This window comes from Siccirubricoccus phaeus, assembly GCF_008360935.1.
GTDB lineage: Bacteria > Pseudomonadota > Alphaproteobacteria > Acetobacterales > Acetobacteraceae > Siccirubricoccus > Siccirubricoccus phaeus.
Genome location: NZ_SRXO01000002.1, coordinates 467,005 through 485,869 on the forward strand (window position 1 = coordinate 467,005; position 18,865 = coordinate 485,869).

Consider the following 18,865-nt stretch of genomic DNA (forward strand, 5'->3'; position numbering starts at 1 on the left):
TGCCGGCTGCCGGCAGCGCGGCCGGGGCCCCGCCGCGACTCCGCCGCTGCCCCGCCTAATGCGCCTCCGCCCAGCTATGGCCGGTACCGATCTCGACGGCGAGCGGGACGCGAAGCTCGGCGACGCTTTCCATCACCTGCTGCACCAGGGTGCCGGTCGCTGCCACCTCCGCCTCCGGCACCTCGAAGACCAGCTCGTCATGCACCTGCAGCAGCATGCGGGCGGCCAGGCCGGCGTCGCGCAGCGCCTGGGGCAGGCGGACCATGGCGCGCTTGATCACCTCCGCCGCGCCGCCCTGGAAGGGGGCGTTGATGGCGGCACGCTCGGCACCCGCCCGCCGCGCCATGTCCTTGGCGTTGATGTCCGGGATCCAGAGCTTGCGGCCGAAGGAGGTGGAGACATAGCCGCGCAGCCGTGCCTCCTCCTTCAGCCTTTCCATGGAATCGCGGATGCCGGGGTATTGCGAGAAATAGGCATCGATGATGCTGCGCGCCTCGCCCGGCCCGATGCCGAGCCGGGCGGCGAGGCCGAAGGCGGACATGCCGTAGATGATGCCGAAATTGATGGTCTTGGCGCGGCGCCGCGCTTCCTTGTCCACCGCATCGGGCGGCAGGTGGAAGATGTCCGCCGCGGTGCGGCTGTGAATGTCCTGGCCCTGCGCGAAGGCCTCGCGCAGGGCCGGGACGTCGGCGAGATGCGCCAGCAGCCGCAGCTCGATCTGCGAGTAGTCGGCGGCGAGCAGCACATGGCCCGGTTCGGCGACGAAGGCGCGGCGGATCTTCACCCCTTCCTCGGTGCGGATCGGGATGTTCTGCAGATTCGGCTCGGTGGAGGCCAGCCGCCCGGTGCTGGTGTTGGCCATGGAGAAATCGGTGTGGACGCGGCCAGTGCGCGGGTCGATCGCCGCGGCCAGCCCCTCCACATAGGTGCTCTTCAGCTTGGCGAGCTGCCGCCACTCCAGCACCTTGCGCGGCAGGGGGATGCCCTGGGCGGCGAGATCCTCCAGCACGCTGGCATCGGTGCCCCAGGCGCCGGTCAGCTTGCTGCGGCGGCCGCCCGGCAGCTTCATCTCGTCGAACAGGATTTCTCCGAGCTGCTTCGGCGAGCCGACATTGAAGGGGCGGCCGGCGAGCGCGTGGATCTCCTGCTCGAACGCCACCATGCGCGCGGCGAAATCCTCGCCGATCCGCGCCAGCTCGGCGCCGTCCACCTTGATGCCCGCCACCTCCATGTCCCGCAGCACGCCGACCATGCGGCGTTCCACCTGCTCATAGAGGGCCAGCGCCCGTTCCTCCCGCAGCTTCGGCCGCAGGATGTGCCAGAGGCGGAGGGTGACGTCGGCATCCTCCGCCGCATAGGCGGTGGCCTTGTCCAGCGCCACCTCGGCGAAGCTGATGCGGGCGCGGCCGGTGCCGGTCACGGTATCGAAGCTGACCGGCCGGTGGTCGAGATGGAGGATGCAGAGCTCATCCATTCCATGGCCGTGCTTCCCCGCCTCCATGGCGTAGGAGATCAGCATGGTGTCGTCCACCGGCGTCACGGCGATGCCGCCATTCTCCGGCCGGGCGAGCACTTCCAGGTCGTATTTCGCGTGCTGCAGCACCTTCAGCACGCCGGGGTCGGTCAACAGCGGGCGCAGCGCCGCCATGGCGTCCTCGAAGGGGATCTGCTGCGGCGCCGCCACCGGCTCGGCCAGCATGTCGCCCTGGCTGCTGCCCTGCGCCACATGGCGCAGCGGGACGTAGCAGGCGCGGCCCGGGGCGGTGGCGAGGCAGACACCCACCAGATTGGCCTTCAGCGCGTCCAGATTGTCCGTCTCGGTATCCAGGCCGATGACGCCAGCGGCCTCCGCCTCGGCGATCCAGGCGGCGAGCGCCTCCATGGTGGTGACGGTGGCGTAGTCGCCGAAGGGCGCCTGGCCGGGGGAGGGCGTGGCGGGCTGCGCCACCTGCGCGGCCTGGGCCGCAGCCATCGCCGCCTGGCGCGCCCGCGTGCCGGACTCCCCCGCCGCCTCGCCGAGGCCCATCCGGGCGAGGACGCTGCGGAACCCCTGCTCGGCGAGGAAGGCGGAAAGCCGCGCCGGCTCCGGCGGACGGACCGCCAGCGCCGCCACCGGCAGGGAGAGCGGCGCCTGGTCGATGAGCTGCACCAGCCGCTTCGAGAGCCGCGCCTGCTCGGCATACTGCTCGAGATTCTGCCGCCGCATCGGCTGCTTGATCTTCGCCGTATTGGCCAGCACGCTTTCCAGGTCGCCATAGGCCTGGATCAGCTCGGCGGCGGTCTTGGGGCCGATCTTCGGTACGCCGGGGACGTTGTCCACCGCATCGCCGATCAGCGCCTGCACCTCCACCACCTTCTCCGGCGGCACGCCGAATTTCTCGAAGACCTCGGCCTCGCCGATCGGCTTCTGCTTGATCGGGTCCAGCATCTTCACGCCGGGGCGGACGAGCTGCATCAGATCCTTGTCGGAGGAGACGATCGTCACCTCCCCGCCCTCCGCCGCGAAGATCCGGGCATAGGTGGCGATCATGTCGTCCGCCTCGAAGCCCGGCTGCTCGATGCAGGCGACGCCGAAGGCGGCGGTCGCGTCCCGGATCAGGGCGAATTGCGGGATCAGCTCCTCCGGCGGGTCGGGCCGGTGGGCCTTGTAGTCGGGGTAGATCTCGTTGCGGAAGGTGACGCGGCTGGGGTCGAAGACCACGGCCAGGTGGCTGCCGCGATGCTCCGTCAGGAAGCGGGAGAGCATCTGGGTGAAGCCGAACACGGCATTCACCGGCGTGCCGTCCGGCCGCGTCATCGGCGGCAGGGCATGGAAGGCGCGGAAGATGTAGCCGGAGCCGTCGATCAGCACGAGGTGCTTCGCCCCGGGCGGCGTCACCGGCACCGCCTCGGGCGAGGCGACGGCCTCCGCCATGGCGGTGGACCCATGCCGCTCCGCGGCGGGGCCGCGCGGCCGCCCCGCCTCGGGCGCCGGGCCGGGCGCTTCCGGTGCCGCCGCAGCCTCGGCCGGCACCATGGCTCCCGCACCTCTACCCTGCGATTCCGGCATCGCCGCCTCCGGCCGCTCCGCGATCACCGCCTCCGGCCGCCCCGCGTCGGGCGGCGCGGCACCGTCCTCAGTGATGATCGCCTCCGCCGCTGCCCGGCTTCAGCACATAGGTGATGGAGCAATAGGGGCAGCACACCTCGGTCTCGCCGTCATTGATGCGGAGCCACACGCGGGGATGGCCGAGGCCGCCGACGCCGATCTCGCCGTCGCAGGGGATGCTGCGGCTGGTCACCTCGATCCGCTGCACCGGGGTGATGCCGGGCAGGGGCTTCGGCGCGTAGCCGGTCTGTTTGGCGTCGCGCATCGCGCTCCTCGTGGAAGATCCTTGGGTGCGGGGCAGTTTACCGGGGGTGGGCGGTGCGGGCCAGTGCACACGGGGGCTCCGCCCACGAAACCCCCGACAGGGAGCGCTGCCCCCCTTGGCAGCAGTGCCGCCAACCGCCACCAGGGACCGGACCGATCCCGGTCTGAGTTTCAGACCCGAGGTTCGACCCTGCCGACTCGCACCGGGGTCCGGGGAGGGGTCCCCTCCCCGGCGGGGTCCAGGGGCAGCGCCCCTGGCGGGGGTTCGGGGGCGGAGCCCCCGCTCACCCCGCCCGCGGATGCGCCTTCCGCCAGGTCTCCAGCAGCCCCGCCGCATCCACCGCCGTGTAGCGCTGGGTGGTGGAGAGGCTGGCATGCCCCAGCAGCTCCTGGATGCTGCGCAGATCGGCCCCGCCGCCCAGCAGATGGGTGGCGAAGGAATGCCGCAGCGCATGCGGCGTCGCATGTTCCGGCAGCCCGGCCAGGCGGCGGTAATGCCGCAGCGCGCGCTGCGCCACCGCCGGGTCCAGCCTGGCGCCGCGGGCGCCGCGGAACAGCGGCTCCTCCGGCCGCGCCCCGGGGCGCAGGGCGAGATAGGCGGCGATGGCCTGCCGCACCACCGGCAGCACCGGCACCAGCCGGGGCTTGGACCCCTTGCCGAGGACCCGGAGCCCCGCCTCGCTGCCCGGCAGGGGGGCGTCGCGCACATCCAGCGCCAGCGCCTCGCCGAGCCGCAATCCGCAGCCATAGAGCAGGGTGAAAAGCGCCGTGTCGCGGGCCGCCTGCTCGGCCGGCGCCTCGGCGCGGCGCGGGTCGTGCACCTGGCCGATATCGGTGGCCACCTCCCTGGCCTGGGCGGCGGTGAGGGCGCGGGGGATGGGCGGCTTCAGCCGCGGCCCGCGCAGCCCGCCCAGCGCCGGCACCGGCAGGCCCTGGCTGCGGCCGAGATGCCGCAGGAAGCCGCGGATGGCCGCAAGCTGCCGCGCCCGCGTGGCAGGGCCGGCCCCGGCCGCGGCACGGGCGGCGAGGAAGCCGCGCAGATCGGCGGCGCGCAGCGTGGCGAGGGCGGCGGCATCCGGCTCCTCCCCCAGATGGCCGGTGAGGAAGGCGAGGAAATCCCCGGTGTCGCGGCCATAGGCCTCGACCGTATGGGCCGCGGCGCGGCGTTCCCGGGCCAGCCAATCCAGGTAGCGGGCCCGGGCCTCGGCGCCGGTCATGGGCGGGCGATTCGGGTCATCGGGCGAGGATTTCCGAACCGCCCCCGGCCTGTCCAATTCGCAGGCCGGGCGGGGGGCGGCTGTCCCGGATCATGCCGCCCGGCGCCTGTCGCGGCCTTGCCGCGGAGGCTGTGCGGAACTGAGGGAAAGCAGCCTCTCCCGGGCTGCCCCACGGAGCCGCGCCAGCGGCCTCGTGGGGAACAAGGCGTCCCCATGGCGGCACGCAGCGCCGTGGTGGGGAGCGCTATCGGGAGAGCGCCGCCGCCACGGCCCGGCCGAGGAAGGCCAGGGTGGCCAGGGCCTGGCGGGCGGGCAGCGCCGCCGCATCCCGGGCGCCCAGGGTCAGCAGGGTCGGGTGGCCGGTCCAGAACGGCACCCGCACCAGCGCGTCGCGGCAGACCAGCGCGGCGGCCTCCTGGTGCAGCAGCTCCGCCTCCCCGGCCGGCGTCGCCCGCACCACCGCATCCCGCCCTGGCGGCAGCAGGCGGGAGACGGTGCCGCGCGGCAGCGGCAGGATGCCGCGGCGGTCCGGCTTCTCGCTCATCAGCGTGCAGGTCTCGATGCCGAGCAGCGCCGGCAGCTCCTGCGTCACCGTATCCACCACGTCATTGGTGCGCATCAGCGCCAGCACGGCGAGGCGGACGCGGATGGTCAGGCCATGGCCGGCACGGCCGGCGGTGACGGCGGCATCGATCTCCGCCTCCAGGCTGCGGGCCCGACGGCGCTCGGCGGAGAGCATGGCCGCCATATGGTCGGCCAGGCGTTCGCCATGCACGCGCTTCGGCGGCTCCAGCACCCGATAGAGCTCCGGCCGCTCGGCCAGGAAGTCCGGATGGAGGAGGAGGAATTCGGCAACCGCCTGGGCGGTCGGCTGACCGGTCTCGGGAAGGACCGGCAGCAGCGAGGCTTCGGAGAGGGGCATGGTTACAGGATGCTCTGGCCGGTCTTGCGCCAATCGGCCAGGAAGGCCTCAAGCCCCCGATCCGTCAGCGGGTGCTTGAGGAGCTGGCGGATGACCGAAGGCGGCAGGGTGGCAACCCCGGCGCCGAGCTTCGCGGCCTCCACCAGATGCATCGGGTGGCGAATGGACGCCACCAGGACTTCAGTCTTAAAATGCGGGTAGTTGCGGTATATTTTCACGATATCGGCGATGAGCTGCATGCCGTCCGTGGCGATGTCGTCCAGCCTTCCCACAAAGGGGGAGATGAAGGCGGCCCCCGCCTTCGCCGCCAGCAGCGCCTGGGCCGGGGAGAAGCAGAGGGTGACATTGACCAGCGTGCCTTCCTCCGAGAGCGCCCGGCAGGTGCGCAGCCCGGCCTCGGTCAGCGGCACCTTCACCGCGACGTTGGGGGCGATGCCGCGGAGATACCGACCCTCGGCCAGCATCGGCTCATATTCCGTGGCGGTCACCTCGGCCGAGACCGGACCCGGGGTGATGGCGCAGATCTCGGCGATGATCTCGGCCATGCGGCGGCCGGATTTGGCGATCAGGCTCGGGTTGGTGGTCACGCCATCCACCAGCCCGCTTTCGGCCAGCGCGCGGATATCCGCGACCTCTGCGGTGTCCACGAAGAATTTCATCGCTTGCGCAGTCCTTTGGCCGGGTGCCCGCAGGGCTCTTTGGGCAGGGGGATCACGGGTAGATTGTTTCAGCTTTGTTCTAGGCAGGATAGCTCATGTCTGAGGGGCTGCGAAAGCACCGCGGTACAAAAGACACGCCGGGCGTTGCCGATTCGCCACGCGTCAGGGTGCTCCTGCCTTTGCCACTTGCGGGTGCATACGATTATCGAACTCCCGCAGTCCTGTCGATCAATTCTGGCGATTTCGTCACCGTTCCGCTCAACCACAGAGACATAATCGGAGTCGTATGGGATTCGTCTCCGGAACAAGAGACAACGCCGATCGCCGAGCACCGGCTGCGCCCGGTAACCGCTGCGCTTCCGGTGCCACGGATGACGCCGAGCCTGCGCCGCTTCATCGACTGGGTGGCCGCCTATACGCTGAGCCCGCCCGGCGCCGTGCTGCGCATGGCGATGAGCGTGCCGGCGGCGCTGGAGCCGCCGACGCCGCAGGCCGGCTGGATGCTGGCCGGGCCGGGCAGCAACCGCCAGCCCCGCATCACCCCGGAGCGGGCGCGGGTGCTGGCCGTGCTGCGCCCGGGCGAGGCCATGGCCGGCGCCCGCATCGCCGAGGCGGCCCAGGTCTCCCCCGGCGTGCTGCGCGGCATGGCGGAGGCCGGGCTGCTGCGCCCCGCCTTGCTGCCGCTCGCCAGCCGCTTCGCCCGGCCGGACCCGGACCATCCCGGCTCGGCGCTGGGGCCGGAGCAGGCGGTGGCGGCGGCCACGCTCAGTCGCCGGGTGGCGGCGCGGGAGTTCAGCGTGACGCTGCTGACCGGCGTCACCGGCTCCGGCAAGACGGAGGTCTATCTGGATGCCGTCGCCGAGTGCCTGCGCCCCAGGGACGGCAAGCCGGGCCGCCAGGCGCTGGTCCTGCTGCCGGAGATCGCGCTGTCCGCCCAGTGGCTGGACCGGTTCCGCGCCCGCTTCGGCGTCGCCCCGGCGCTTTGGCATTCCGAGGTGGGCGGCAAGACGCGGCGGGAAACCTGGCGGGCGGTGGCGGAGGGCCAGGCGCCGGTGGTGGTCGGCGCCCGCTCCGCGCTGTTCCTGCCCTTCCCCGATCTCGGCCTGGTCGTGGTCGATGAGGAGCACGAGGCCGCCTTCAAGCAGGAGGAGGGCGTCGTCTACCACGCCCGGGACATGGCGGTGGTCCGCGCCCGGCTGGCCGGGGCGGCCTGCGTGCTGGTCTCCGCCACACCGAGCCTCGAAAGCCTGACCAATGCCCGGACCGGCCGCTATCACGCCCTGCACCTGCCGCGGCGGCATGGCGGGGCGACCCTGCCTGAGGTCGGGATGATCGATCTCCGGGAGCATCCGCCGGAGCGCGGCCGCTTCCTCTCCCCGCCGCTGATCGCCGCGGTGGGGGCGGCGCTGGAACGGGGGGAGCAGGCGATGCTGTTCCTCAACCGCCGCGGCTACGCGCCGCTGACGCTGTGCCGGCATTGCGGCCACCGCATGCGCTGCCCGAATTGCACCGCTTGGCTGGTGGAGCACCGCGCCCAGCGCCGCCTGCAATGCCACCATTGCGGCCATGCCGAATCTCCGCCTGCCGAATGTCCTGAATGCGGCAGCGCCAACAGCCTGACGGCCATCGGCCCCGGGGTAGAGCGTGTGCTGGAAGAGGTTACCGATCTGTGGCCCGAGTCACGCCGTATTGTCATGGCCTCCGACACCATGCCGGGGCCGGCGGCGGCGGCGGCCGCGGCCCAGGCGATCCAGGACCGCGCGGTGGATCTCATCATCGGCACCCAGATCGTCGCCAAGGGCTGGCATTTCCCGCATCTGACCCTGGTGGGGGTGGTGGATGCGGATCTCGGCCTGGCGGGGGGGGATCTGCGGGCGGCGGAGCGGACGGTGCAGTTGCTGCACCAGGTGGCCGGCCGGGCCGGGCGGGCGGAGGCGCCGGGCCAGGTGCTGCTGCAGAGCTATTCGCCGGAGCATCCGGTGATGCAGGCGCTGGTCTCCGGCGACCTGGACGCCTTCATGGCGGCGGAGGCGAACATCCGCCGCCCCGGCCATTGGCCGCCCTTCGGAAGGCTGGCGGCGCTGATCGTCAGCTCGGAGGATGAGCGGGAGGCGGACAGGGCGGCGCGCGACCTGGGCCTGGCGGCGCCGGGGGGCGAGGGGGTGCAGGTGCTGGGCCCGGCGCCCGCGCCGCTGGCCCTGCTGCGCGGCCGGCACCGCCGGCGGCTGCTGCTGAAGACGCGGCGGGACATCGCCGTGCAGCCCTTGCTGCGGGCATGGCTGGCGCGGGTGAAGGTGCCGAACAGCGTCCGGGTGCAGGTGGATGTCGATCCAGTGGCGTTTTTGTAGTCCCCACGAAGCCGCTGCGCGGCTCCGCGGGGGCCCCGGGGGCGCTGTGCTCTCGGGGCCTCGCACAGCCTGCCGCGGCAAAGCCGCGGCAGGGCAACGGGAGGCACGGTTGCGGGCGCGCGCGGTCCGGGCCGCGGGCCTTGCGGGCGGCCCCTGGGCGCCGCGTGGCGCCGAAACTTGCAGTGCGGCATGTGCGCATGGCGCACTATATTCGCAGACCCATGCCTGATGACCTCTACCACACCGACATCCTCGCCTGGTCCCGCGCCCAGGCCGACCGTCTCCGCCGCGTCGCGGCCGGGGAACGGGTGAACGACGTCGACTGGGCGCATGTGATCGAGGAGGTGGAGGACGTGGGCAGGAGCCAGCTTGCCGGGGTCGAATCCTTCCTCGTCATGGCCCTGCTGCATGCGCTGAAGGTGGCGGCCTGGCCGGAGCATTCTGCGGTCCAGCACTGGGAGTCGGAAATCATCAATTTCCTCGCCCAGGCCCAGATCCGCTTCGAGCCTGGCATGCGGCAGCATATCGACGGCGCCGCCCTCTACCGGCGGGCGTTGTGGCAGTTCCGCAAGACGCCGATGCGCGGCACGCCGCCCCTGCCCCTGCCGGAGAGCGTCACCTTCGACCCCGCCCAGGTGCTGCACGAGGAATTCGGCGCCACCGACCTGCTCGACCTCATCCGCGGCGCCTGACCGAAAGCACCGCCGCCGCCAGAAGCTGGATGCCCCCCGCCAGGGCCGGCGGCGCGGCCGGGCCCCAGGCGTCCAGCGCCGCGCCGAAGCCCGCCGGCCCGAAGGCGTAGAAGGCCTGGTTCACCGCCGTCACCAGCGCCACCACCGCGGCCACCTGCGCCGGCGGCCATTCCCGCTGGGCGATCAGCGGCGGCAGGGAGAGCAGATTGCCGATCCCGAGGCCGAACAGCACCACCCCGGCCAGCAGCAGCGGCGGCGAGGCGCCCGCCGCCAGCGCCAGCAGTCCCGAGCCCACCGCCTGCAGCAGGAAATTCGCCACCCCCGCCAGCCGCCGGTCCATCCCCGGCGGCAGCGCGACGCCCACCAGCGTCCGTCCCAGCACGGCGCAACAGGTGGCGAGGCTCATCGCCAGCCCTGCCCCCAGCTCCCCCAGCGCCGGCGCCAGGATGGTGAACAGCGTCGTCAGCAGCCCGATCTGCGCCGTCAGCCCCAGGGCGAAGGCCAGCGACAGGGTGATGAAGCCCCGCTGCCGCCAGAGCGGCCCGGCCGGGGCCGGCATGGGCCGCGGCGCCGGCGGCCCCGCCGCGCCATCCGGGAACAGGCCGAGCTGCGCCGGCATGCGGCCGAAATACCGCCCCGCCATGGGCCAGCCGAGCAGCAGCACCAGCCCCGCCACCGCCAGCCCCGCCCCGGCAAAGCCCAGCCAGGCGATCAGCACCGCCCAGAGCGGGGTGAACACCACGCCGCCCATGCTGGCGCCGTTATAGGCCATGGCCAGCGCCGCCGGCCGCCGCTGCTCGAACCAGGGCGAGACCAGGGCATTGATCGCCGCCCCGCTGGTGACGGCCCAGCCGCCGGCGGTCAGCAGCGCCGCCGGCACCAGCGCCCAGGGCGCGGAGGCCGCCCCCCAGGCCGCCGCCCCCAGCGCCATGCCCAGCACCCCGCCCCGCACCACCGCCACCGGCCCGAATCGCCGCAGCAGCGCCGGCAACCTCGTGACCAGCACCGCGCTGGCCAGGAAGTGCAGGGTAATGGCGGCGGAGATCCAGGCGGCCGGCCAGCCTTCCCGCGCCTGCAGCGCGTGCAGGAAGACGGAGGGGCCGTAGAAATTGATTCCCCAGCTCAGCATTGCCAGGGTGAAGGCGGCCGCCACCACCCGCCAGCCATAGAACCCCCTGGCCACGCATTCCCCCGGCGTTTCCCCTTGCCGGACCCTAGGCCATGCCTGCCTGCCGGTCATCCCGCCCCGGGTGCCAGACTCAAGGGTTCCAAGGGCCTTTCGGCCCTTGGTGGGGGAGTTCGAGGGGGCAAAGCCCCCTCGAACCACGCCCTTAGGCAGGCCCCGCCCGGATTGCTAGGCTGTGAACCCCATGGTAATCCCGCGCCGCCGCAATCGGCGCGGCGCTGCGTTCGCGCATCCGTGCGGGCGCGGGCCACCAACAGAACCGGGACCGCTCGTGGCCGCCATCGAGACCGCCGTTTCCGCCTCGCCCAAGGCGCCGAACCCCACCGGGCTGGCCGCCCGCTATGCGCTGGCCCTGCTCGCCCTGGCCGACGACAAGCGCCAAGCCGACCCCGGCGCGCTGGACCGCATCGCCGCCGATCTGGAGAAGGTCGCCGCCCTGGCGGCCGAGGATGCCGGGCTGCGCAGCTTCCTCGCCGATCCGCGGCTGGACGCCGCGGCGCAGCGGAAGGGCGCCTTCGCGGTGCTCGACCGCGCCGGCATCGGCCCCGAGGTGCGCAACCTGGTCGGCGTGCTGATCGCCAATCGCCGCCTCTCCCGCCTGCCGGAAGTGGCCGCCGCCTTCGGCGCCGAACTCGCCGCCCGCCGCGGCCAGCAGGTGGCGCAAGTGACCAGCGCCCATGCGCTGAGCGACACCCAGCGGGCGCAGATCGCCGCCCGCCTGACCGAGGCCGGCTTCTCCGGCGTCCGGCTCGCCGAGCGGGTGGATCCTTCCATCCTCGGCGGGCTGATCGTCCGGATCGGCTCCCGTCTCTACGACAACAGCATCAAATCCAAGCTGCAGCGCCTGCAGTTCGCCATGAAGGGGGCCGCCTGATGGACATTCGTCCCGCCGAGATCTCGGAGATCCTGAAGCAGCAGATCGCGGGCTTCGACGCCGAGGCGAATGTCGCGGAAGTCGGCACCGTGCTGACGGTCGGCGACGGCATCGCCCGGGTCTATGGCCTGCAGAACGTCATGGCCGGCGAGCTGGTGGAATTCCCCGGCGCCGGCGTGCGCGGCATGGCGCTGAACCTCGAATCCGACAATGTCGGCATCGTGATCTTCGGCTCCGACCGCGAGGTGAAGGAAGGCGACACCGTCCAGCGCACCGGCGAGATCGTCGACGTGCCGGTCGGCAAGGGCCTGCTCGGCCGCGTGGTCGATGGCCTCGGCAACCCGATCGACGGCAAGGGCCCGCTGGTGGACGTCACCCGCACCCGCGTCGAGGTGAAGGCGCCCGGCATCATCCCGCGCAAGTCGGTGCATGAGCCGATGCAGACCGGCATCAAGGCGATCGACGCCCTGATCCCGATCGGCCGCGGCCAGCGCGAGCTGATCATCGGCGACCGCCAGACCGGCAAGACCGCGGTGATCGTGGACACGATCATCAACCAGAAGCCGATCAACGCGTCCGGCGATGAGAGCAAGAAGCTCTACTGCATCTATGTCGCGGTCGGCCAGAAGCGCTCCACCGTCGCCCAGCTCGTGAAGCAGCTCGAGGAGAGCGGCGCCCTCGAATACTCCATCGTCGTCGCCGCCACCGCCTCCGACCCGGCGCCGATGCAGTTCCTGGCGCCCTACACCGGCTGCGCCATGGGCGAGTTCTTCCGCGACAACGCCATGCATGCGGTCATCTTCTACGATGACCTCTCCAAGCAGGCCGTCGCCTATCGCCAGATGTCCCTGCTGCTGCGCCGTCCGCCGGGGCGCGAGGCCTATCCGGGCGACGTCTTCTACCTGCATTCCCGCCTGCTCGAGCGCGCGGCGAAGATGAACGACGATTTCGGCAATGGCTCGCTGACCGCCCTGCCGGTGATCGAGACCCAGGCCGGCGACGTCTCGGCCTACATCCCGACCAACGTCATCTCCATCACGGACGGCCAGATCTTCCTGGAGACCGAGCTGTTCTTCAAAGGCATCCGCCCGGCGGTGAATGTCGGCCTCAGCGTCTCCCGCGTCGGCTCCGCCGCGCAGATCAAGGCGATGAAGCAGGTTGCCGGCCGCATCAAGCTGGAGCTGGCGCAGTACCGTGAGATGGCGGCCTTCGCGCAGTTCGCCTCGGACCTCGATGCCTCCACCCAGGCGCTGCTGGCGCGCGGCGCAAGGCTGACCGAGCTGCTGAAGCAGCCGCAGTTCAAGCCGGTGCCGGTGGAGGAGCAGGTCATCGCCCTGTTCGCCGGCACCCGCGGCTATCTGGACCGGCTGCCGGTCGGGGCCGTCGGCGCCTTCGAGCGGCAGCTCCTCTCCGAGCTGAAGGCCAGCCAGCCGGATATCCTGGAGGCGATCCGCACCGACCGCGAGATCAAGAAGGAGACCGAGACCAAGCTCGTCGCCTTCCTCGACGGCTTCGCCAAGACCTTTGCGGCCTGAGGCCAAGCCAGGGGAGGGTAGCGGCCGATGGCCAGCCTGAAGGACCTGCGTGGGCGCATCAACAGCGTGAAATCCACGCGGAAGATCACCCAGGCGATGAAGATGGTGGCTGCCGCCAAGCTGCGGCGCGCCCAGGCGCAGGCGGAAGCGGCGCGGCCCTATGCGGAGCGGATGGAGGCGATCCTCGCTCTGCTGGGCTCCGCCGTGGCCTCCGCCCCCGGTGCGCCGCCCATGCTGGTGGGGACGGGCGCCGATAAGGTGCATCTGCTGGTGGTGGTCACCGCGGATCGCGGCCTGGCCGGCCCCTTCAACACCAATATCGGCCGCTTGGCGCGCGCCCGCATCCGCGCCCTGGAAGCCGAGGGGAAGCAGGTGAAGCTGCTCTCCGTCGGCCGTAAGGGCGCCGCCTATCTGAAGCGGGAATTCGCCAGCCGCTTCGTCGGCGAGGTCACCTTCGCCGGCAAGAAGCGCGTGGATTTCGCCGATGCGGAGGAGATCGCGGTCCAGATCACCGAGATGCTGGAAGAGGGTGGCTTCGACATCTGCACCCTGCTCTACAACCGCTTCCGCAACGTAATCACCCAGATCCCGACCGAGCAGCGGCTGATCCCGGCGCCGATCCCGGAAGGGGTGGCGGCCAGCGAAGGGCCGCAGGCGCTCTACGAATACGAGCCGACCGAGGAGGAAATCCTCGGCACGCTGCTGCCGCGCAACCTCGCCGTGCAGATCTACCGCGCCATCCTGGAATCCGCCGCCGGCGAGCAGGGCGCGCGGATGACCGCCATGGACAACGCCACGCGCAACGCCGGCGAGATGATCAACAAGCTCACCCTGAACTACAACCGCACGCGACAGGCCAACATCACCAAGGAGCTGATCGAGATCATCTCCGGTGCGGAAGCCGTCTGAGGAGCCCGTTACGATGAAGAACAATGTCGGGCAGATCGCCCAGGTTCTCGGCGCCGTCGTGGACGTGCAGTTCCCGGGCGAGCTGCCGGCCATCCTGAACTCGCTGACCACGAAGAATGGCGAGCAGACCCTGGTGCTGGAAGTCGCCCAGCATCTCGGCGAGCGCACCGTGCGCTGCATCGCCATGGACATGACGGACGGGCTGGTACGCGGCCAGGAAGTGGTCGATACCGGCGCCGGCATCGCCGTGCCGGTGGGCAATGGCACGCTCGGCCGCATCCTGAACGTCATCGGCGAGCCGATCGACGAGCGCGGCCCGGTGCCGCATGAGAAGACCTACACCATCCACCGCGAAGCGCCGCCCTTCGAGGAGCAGGCGACCTCCGCCGAGATCCTGGTGACGGGCATCAAGGTCATCGACCTGCTGGCCCCCTACCTGAAGGGCGGCAAGATCGGGCTGTTCGGCGGCGCCGGCGTGGGCAAGACCGTCACCATCCAGGAGCTGATCAACAACGTCGCCAAGGCGCATGGCGGCGTCTCGGTCTTCGCCGGCGTGGGCGAGCGGACGCGCGAGGGCAACGACCTCTATCACGAGATGGTCGATGCCGGCGTCATCAAGCTGGGCGAAGGCACCACCGAGGGCTCCAAGGTGGCGCTGGTCTATGGCCAGATGAACGAGCCGCCGGGCGCCCGCGCCCGCGTCGCCCTCTCCGGCCTCTCGCTGGCGGAATATTTCCGCGACGAGCAGGGCCAGGACGTGCTGTTCTTCGTGGACAACATCTTCCGCTTCACCCAGGCGGGCGCCGAGGTGTCGGCGCTGCTGGGCCGCATCCCCTCCGCGGTGGGCTACCAGCCGACGCTGGCCACCGACATGGGCGCGCTGCAGGAGCGGATCACCTCGACGAAGAAGGGCTCCATCACCTCGGTGCAGGCCATCTACGTCCCCGCGGACGACCTGACCGACCCGGCGCCGGCCACCTCCTTCGCCCACCTCGATGCGACGACGGTGCTCAACCGCTCCATCGCCGAGCTCGGCATCTTCCCGGCGGTCGATCCGCTGGACAGCACCTCCCGCGCCCTCGACCCGCGGGTGGTGGGCGAGGAGCATTACCGGGTGGCGCGCGAGACGCAGCGCATCCTGCAGACCTACAAGTCGCTGCAGGACATCATCGCCATTCTCGGCATGGACGAGCTCTCGGAAGAGGACAAGCTGGTGGTGGCGCGGGCGCGCAAGATCCAGCGCTTCCTCAGCCAGCCCTTCCACGTCGCCGAGGTCTTCACCGGCACGCCGGGCGTCTTCGTGAAGCTGGAGGACACCATCCGCAGCTTCGCCGGGATCGTGGCCGGCGAGTATGACCACCTGCCGGAAGCCGCCTTCTACATGGTCGGCACCATCGAGGAAGCGGTGAAGAAGGCCGAGGGCCTGAAGGCCGCCGCCTGAGGGCGCCCGGCTTCGGCGGCGGCGCCTTCGCCGGCGGCCGCCTCCGGGGCCGGTTCAAGCTGCGGGCCGCGGCAACCGGGCCCGGCCGGCGGCGCTGGTTTCGGCCGCGGTCGCGGCGCTGATTTTGGGTGCTGATTCTGGGCGCGGTTTCTGGGGGCGGTCGCGGCGGGCCGCGGCAGCTTCCCTGGCGGGTGGCTGGGCCCTCGCCGCTGGAATGACGGGGATGATGTGATGGCCACCTTCCAGTTCGAACTCGTCTCGCCGGAGAAGCTGCTGCTCTCCCGCCCGGTGGAGATGGCGACCATCCCGGCCATCGAGGGCGAGATGGGCGTGCTGCCCGGCCATGCGCCGATGATCGTCGCCCTGCGCGGCGGCGTCATCCGGGTGCAGGAGAATGGCACGGAGACCGAGGCGCTGTTCGTCGCCGGCGGCTTCGCCGAGATCTCGGCGGCCCGCGTCACCGTGCTGGCGGATGAGGCGACGCCGCTCTCCAGCCTCTCCCGCGCCGAGTCGGAGCAGCGCCTGGCCGCCGCCGAGGCGGCGCTGCGCGAACTGCCCCTGACCGAGCCGGAGGCCAAGCGGGATGCCGCCATGGCCCGGGTCCTGGCCATGCAGGCCGCGGTGGCGGCGGCTGGCGCGGCCTGAAGGTCTCACCCGCTGCCGGAAACACGGTTCAGGGTTGAATCCTGCCGGCCCCCGGCGAACATTCCACGGAGAAGGGCGTTGAAGCGCTCCGGGGTAGGGGGATAGGCCGGTACGGCCTTGCTGCGCGATGAAGCATTGGCGACTTGAGGATCTGCCGTGGGACCAGTTCGATCCCGCGAAGGTTGACCCGGACATCATCCCGGCAGTGAAGGCTGCGGCGATGGTGGAGCGGAATGGCGGCGACTACGCCCGCTACCTGAATTCCGTCTTCCATGACGACCCGGATTTCCGCCAGGCCGCCGACCATTGGGCGGTGGAGGAGATCCAGCACGGCGATGCGCTCGGCCGCTGGGCCTGCCTGGCTGATCCGGAATGGGACTACCAATCGGCCTTCGCGCGCTACCGCGAGGGCTTCAAGATCGATGTCGAGGCCAGCGCCTCCATCCGCGGCTCCCGCAGCGGGGAGCTGATCGCCCGCTGCATGGTGGAGACCGGCACCAGCAGCTACTACACGGCGCTGGCCGAGGCGACGGAGGAGCCGGTGCTGCAGGCGCTCGGCCGGCAGATCGCGGCCGACGAGTACCGCCACTTCAAGCTCTTCTACGACCATCTGCGGCGCTATTTGAAGCGCGAGGACCTCTCCTTCCTACAGCGGCTGCGCATCGCCGCCGGGCGGGTGGGGGAGACGGAGGATGACGAGCTGGCCTTCGCCTATCACTGCGCCAATGAGGATCCGGCGCTGGGCTATGACCATGCCCGCTGCACCGCCGGCTATATGGGCCGGGCGATGGGCTTCTACCGCTTCCGCCATATCGAGCGGAGCATGGGCATGATGTTCAAGACGGTAGGGCTGGTGCCGCGCGGGCGGATGGCCGATCTCGCCGCGCGGGCCGCCTGGCGGCTGCTCTGCTGGCGGCGGGACAAGTATCGGGATGCGCTGGCGCGGCAGCAGGCGGAGCTGGGGCTGAAGCTGGCGGCCTGATTTCCCCCACGACACCGCTGCGCGGCGTCGTCGGGAGCCCCGAAGTCGCCGTACTCCCCCGGCTTCGCGCAGCCTTCCGCGGCGAAGCCGCGGAAGGGCACTGGGCGGCGCGGATCCCCGGCACTCGTCGTCGGACCCCGGGCACTCGTTGTCCAGACTCCCCGGTACGGCAGGCGCTGCCTGTTGTCCTGCCGCGGCTTTGCCGCGGCAGGCTATGCGAGACCTGCTTCGCTGCCGGCCTCAAAGGGCCCATGGCGGCGCGCAGCGCCCGCCTGGGGCAAAACCCGGGGGCCCCAGGAAGGCGCGCAGCGGCTTCCAGGGGACGCTCAGTCCCGCCCGCGCAGCGGAATCTCCCGCAGCAGCAGGCTCGCCACCAGGGCGAGCGCGGCGACTGCCGCCGCCGCCTCGAACACCATGGCGAAGGCGGGCTCCGCCGCCGCCCCGCTCGCCCCCGCCGGCAGGGCGCCGAGCAGCAGGGAGGAGAGGAAGGCAACGCCGAACGCGCCGCCCATCAGCCGGAAGAACATCATGCAGGAAATGCCGAGCCCGCCATCCCGCGGCGGCAGCGCGTTCTGCACGATGATGGTGGTGGGGGAGAAGCAGCAGCCGAAGGCGAGGCCGAGGGCCAGCGTCACCAGCGAATCCACCACCAGGGAATGGCCCAGCCCGAACCAGGCGACGAAGAGGCACATCGCCGTCGCCACCGCCGTGCCGCCCAGCAGCAGGGCCCGGTAGCGCCCCGTCCGGCTGACGGCCTGGCCGGCGGCGAAGCTGCCGCTGACCGTGCCCATGGTCATCGCGATCATGCGCAGCCCGGCCTCCCGCGCCGAAAGGCCGGCGACCGTCTGGTAGTGCAGCGGCACCAGGATCACCAGGGACATCATCACCATCGACGCCAGCCCGGTCATGCAGATGGCCACGGTGAAGATGCGGTTGGCGAAGAGGTGCAGCGGCAGCATGGGCTGCGCCGCCACCCTTTCCTGCGCCAGCAGCGCCACGGTGAACACCAGGCCAAGCCCGAAGCAGAGCAGCGCCTCCGGCGCCGCCCAGGAGCCGGCGCGCTGCACGAAGGTGATGCCGAGCAGGAGGGGCGTGCAGGCGGCGAGGATCAGCACCGCCCCCAGCCAGTCGATCTTCGGCCGCTTGCCCGGCAGCGGCAGGCGGCGGAGCTGGAACCAGGTGGCGCCGAAAGCCGCCGCGCCCAGCGGCAGGTTCACCCAGAAGATCCAGTGCCAGGAAAGCGTATCCACGAAGATCCCGCCCAGCACCGGCCCCAGGATATTGGCCGTGGCGAAGGTGGCGGAGAGGTAGCCCTGCACCTTGCCGCGCTCCCGCGGCGGCAGGATGTCCCCCACCACCGCCAGCGCCAGGGCGCGCAGCCCGCCGCCGCCGAGGCCCTGCACCACCCGCGCCGCGATCAGCGTCAGCATGGTGGGGGCCAGCGCGGCCAGGGCCGAGCCGGCGACGAAGATGGTGACGGAGGCGAGCAGCACCGGGCGGCGGCCGTAAAGGTCGGACAGCCGGCCGTAGATCGGCGTCGTCACGGTGGAGGAGATGAGATAGGCGGAGACGACCCAGGGCATCAGCTCCCACCCGCCGAGATCGGTGGCGATGGCGGAGAGCGCCGTGGCGACAATCGTCTGGTCGAGGGAGGAGAGGAAAAGCGCGAGGGTCAGGCCCAGGACGATGCCGCGGACTTCGCGCGGGGCGAACAGGCTGTAGGTGGGAGCTGCGTCGGACACCGCCTCAGGCTAACGGAATTGGCGGCGGGGTCGAGAGCCGGCGGGCAGGGGCTCCGCCCCTGCAACCTCGGCAGAGGGCGCTGCCTCGTTGGCGGCAGTGCCGCCAACCCCGCCGGGGACCGGACCGGTCCCCGGCCCCCGGTCCGAGTCGGCAGGTTGAACCGTCGGGTCTGGAACTCATGGTTTCCAAAGGCCCTTCGGCCTTTGGCGGGGTGAGCCCGAGAGGGGCAGAGCCTCAGGAATCCCCTCATTTTTCGTTGCGTGGTCTATAGGCGCGATTCGTCTGGGCTTGGTAGCCGTTCCAATGTGATGCGGGTTGGAGTTGTTCGGTGGGCGAGGCGGATCGGGGTCAGGCGAGGCT

General features: G+C 71.4%; 15 protein-coding genes. 8 read left to right on the forward strand and 7 right to left on the reverse strand.

Features of this window, described 5'->3' with window-relative positions:
• Nucleotides 1-55: 55 nt before the first annotated feature.
• The 5 genes from polA to fsa form a co-directional block, all read right to left on the reverse strand.
• On the reverse strand, nucleotides 56-2,914 hold the full coding sequence (gene polA / locus E5N76_RS04565) for a DNA polymerase I (RefSeq protein WP_149536146.1): 2,859 nt from the start codon (nucleotides 2,912-2,914) through the stop codon (nucleotides 56-58).
• Nucleotides 2,915-3,116: 202 nt separating this feature from the next.
• Nucleotides 3,117-3,353 carry a zinc-finger domain-containing protein gene (locus tag E5N76_RS04570; protein WP_149536102.1) on the reverse strand — a complete coding sequence of 79 codons (237 nt, stop codon included), beginning with the start codon at nucleotides 3,351-3,353 and terminating at the stop codon, nucleotides 3,117-3,119.
• A gap of 283 nt (nucleotides 3,354-3,636) precedes the next feature.
• Nucleotides 3,637-4,569, reverse strand: a complete 933-nt coding sequence (locus tag E5N76_RS04575; protein WP_149536103.1) for a tyrosine recombinase XerC — start codon at nucleotides 4,567-4,569, stop codon at nucleotides 3,637-3,639.
• A gap of 244 nt (nucleotides 4,570-4,813) precedes the next feature.
• On the reverse strand, nucleotides 4,814-5,491 hold the full coding sequence (locus tag E5N76_RS30940) for a DUF484 family protein (protein WP_149536104.1): 678 nt from the start codon (nucleotides 5,489-5,491) through the stop codon (nucleotides 4,814-4,816).
• Nucleotides 5,492-5,493: 2 nt separating this feature from the next.
• On the reverse strand, nucleotides 5,494-6,150 hold the full coding sequence (gene fsa, locus E5N76_RS04585) for a fructose-6-phosphate aldolase (protein WP_149536105.1): 657 nt from the start codon (nucleotides 6,148-6,150) through the stop codon (nucleotides 5,494-5,496).
• A gap of 95 nt (nucleotides 6,151-6,245) precedes the next feature.
• Between fsa and E5N76_RS04590 the strand changes: the two genes are divergently transcribed.
• Nucleotides 6,246-8,498: a primosomal protein N' gene (locus E5N76_RS04590; RefSeq protein WP_149536106.1), complete on the forward strand. Its 2,253-nt coding sequence runs from the start codon at nucleotides 6,246-6,248 to the stop codon at nucleotides 8,496-8,498.
• 221 nt (nucleotides 8,499-8,719) lie between these two features.
• Nucleotides 8,720-9,190, forward strand: coding sequence for a DUF29 domain-containing protein (locus E5N76_RS29340; RefSeq protein WP_187829975.1), 471 nt, complete (start codon nucleotides 8,720-8,722; stop codon nucleotides 9,188-9,190).
• Here E5N76_RS29340 and E5N76_RS04600 read toward each other — a convergent pair.
• A complete protein-coding gene (locus E5N76_RS04600; protein WP_187829976.1) occupies nucleotides 9,174-10,373 on the reverse strand; it encodes an MFS transporter in 1,200 nt (399 codons plus the stop codon). The genes E5N76_RS29340 and E5N76_RS04600 overlap by 17 nt on opposite strands.
• Before the next feature lie 283 nt (nucleotides 10,374-10,656).
• Between E5N76_RS04600 and atpH the strand changes: the two genes are divergently transcribed.
• The 6 genes from atpH to E5N76_RS04630 all read left to right on the forward strand — a co-directional run bounded on the left by atpH (nucleotide 10,657) and on the right by E5N76_RS04630 (nucleotide 16,762).
• A complete protein-coding gene (gene atpH / locus E5N76_RS04605) occupies nucleotides 10,657-11,250 on the forward strand; it encodes an ATP synthase F1 subunit delta (RefSeq protein ID WP_187829981.1) in 594 nt (197 codons plus the stop codon).
• Nucleotides 11,250-12,785, forward strand: coding sequence for a F0F1 ATP synthase subunit alpha (atpA, locus tag E5N76_RS04610; RefSeq protein WP_149536110.1), 1,536 nt, complete (start codon nucleotides 11,250-11,252; stop codon nucleotides 12,783-12,785). Before atpH ends, atpA begins: the two co-directional genes overlap by 1 nt.
• 27 nt (nucleotides 12,786-12,812) lie before the next feature.
• Nucleotides 12,813-13,694: a F0F1 ATP synthase subunit gamma gene (locus E5N76_RS04615; RefSeq protein ID WP_149536111.1), complete on the forward strand. Its 882-nt coding sequence runs from the start codon at nucleotides 12,813-12,815 to the stop codon at nucleotides 13,692-13,694.
• Between the two features lie 13 nt (nucleotides 13,695-13,707).
• Nucleotides 13,708-15,135, forward strand: coding sequence for a F0F1 ATP synthase subunit beta (gene atpD, locus E5N76_RS04620; protein ID WP_149536112.1), 1,428 nt, complete (start codon nucleotides 13,708-13,710; stop codon nucleotides 15,133-15,135).
• A 231-nt stretch (nucleotides 15,136-15,366) separates the two neighbouring features.
• A complete protein-coding gene (atpC, locus tag E5N76_RS04625) occupies nucleotides 15,367-15,780 on the forward strand; it encodes an ATP synthase F1 subunit epsilon (RefSeq protein WP_149536113.1) in 414 nt (137 codons plus the stop codon).
• 127 nt (nucleotides 15,781-15,907) lie between these two features.
• Nucleotides 15,908-16,762 carry a ferritin-like domain-containing protein gene (locus tag E5N76_RS04630; protein ID WP_149536114.1) on the forward strand — a complete coding sequence of 285 codons (855 nt, stop codon included), beginning with the start codon at nucleotides 15,908-15,910 and terminating at the stop codon, nucleotides 16,760-16,762.
• A gap of 326 nt (nucleotides 16,763-17,088) precedes the next feature.
• On the opposite strand, the gene E5N76_RS04635 is transcribed toward E5N76_RS04630, so the two are convergent.
• On the reverse strand, nucleotides 17,089-18,504 hold the full coding sequence (locus E5N76_RS04635; RefSeq protein WP_149536115.1) for an MDR family MFS transporter: 1,416 nt from the start codon (nucleotides 18,502-18,504) through the stop codon (nucleotides 17,089-17,091).
• Between the last annotated feature and the right edge of the window lie 361 nt (nucleotides 18,505-18,865).

What these genes read in the sequence shown, in the direction of transcription:
- E5N76_RS04575 (WP_149536103.1), bottom strand. Translation starts at nt 4,569, where the DNA reads ATGACCGGCGCCGAGGCCCGGGCCCGCTACCTGGATTGGCTGGCCCGG.
- fsa (WP_149536105.1), bottom strand. Translation starts at nt 6,150, where the DNA reads ATGAAATTCTTCGTGGACACCGCAGAGGTCGCGGATATCCGCGCGCTG.
- E5N76_RS04615 (WP_149536111.1), top strand. Translation starts at nt 12,813, where the DNA reads ATGGCCAGCCTGAAGGACCTGCGTGGGCGCATCAACAGCGTGAAATCC.
- atpD (WP_149536112.1), top strand. Translation starts at nt 13,708, where the DNA reads ATGAAGAACAATGTCGGGCAGATCGCCCAGGTTCTCGGCGCCGTCGTG.
- atpA (WP_149536110.1), top strand. Translation starts at nt 11,250, where the DNA reads ATGGACATTCGTCCCGCCGAGATCTCGGAGATCCTGAAGCAGCAGATC.
- E5N76_RS30940 (WP_149536104.1), bottom strand. Translation starts at nt 5,491, where the DNA reads ATGCCCCTCTCCGAAGCCTCGCTGCTGCCGGTCCTTCCCGAGACCGGT.
- atpC (WP_149536113.1), top strand. Translation starts at nt 15,367, where the DNA reads ATGGCCACCTTCCAGTTCGAACTCGTCTCGCCGGAGAAGCTGCTGCTC.
- E5N76_RS04630 (WP_149536114.1), top strand. Translation starts at nt 15,908, where the DNA reads ATGAAGCATTGGCGACTTGAGGATCTGCCGTGGGACCAGTTCGATCCC.
- E5N76_RS29340 (WP_187829975.1), top strand. Translation starts at nt 8,720, where the DNA reads ATGCCTGATGACCTCTACCACACCGACATCCTCGCCTGGTCCCGCGCC.
- E5N76_RS04570 (WP_149536102.1), bottom strand. Translation starts at nt 3,353, where the DNA reads ATGCGCGACGCCAAACAGACCGGCTACGCGCCGAAGCCCCTGCCCGGC.
- polA (WP_149536146.1), bottom strand. Translation starts at nt 2,914, where the DNA reads ATGGCGGAGGCCGTCGCCTCGCCCGAGGCGGTGCCGGTGACGCCGCCC.
- E5N76_RS04590 (WP_149536106.1), top strand. Translation starts at nt 6,246, where the DNA reads ATGTCTGAGGGGCTGCGAAAGCACCGCGGTACAAAAGACACGCCGGGC.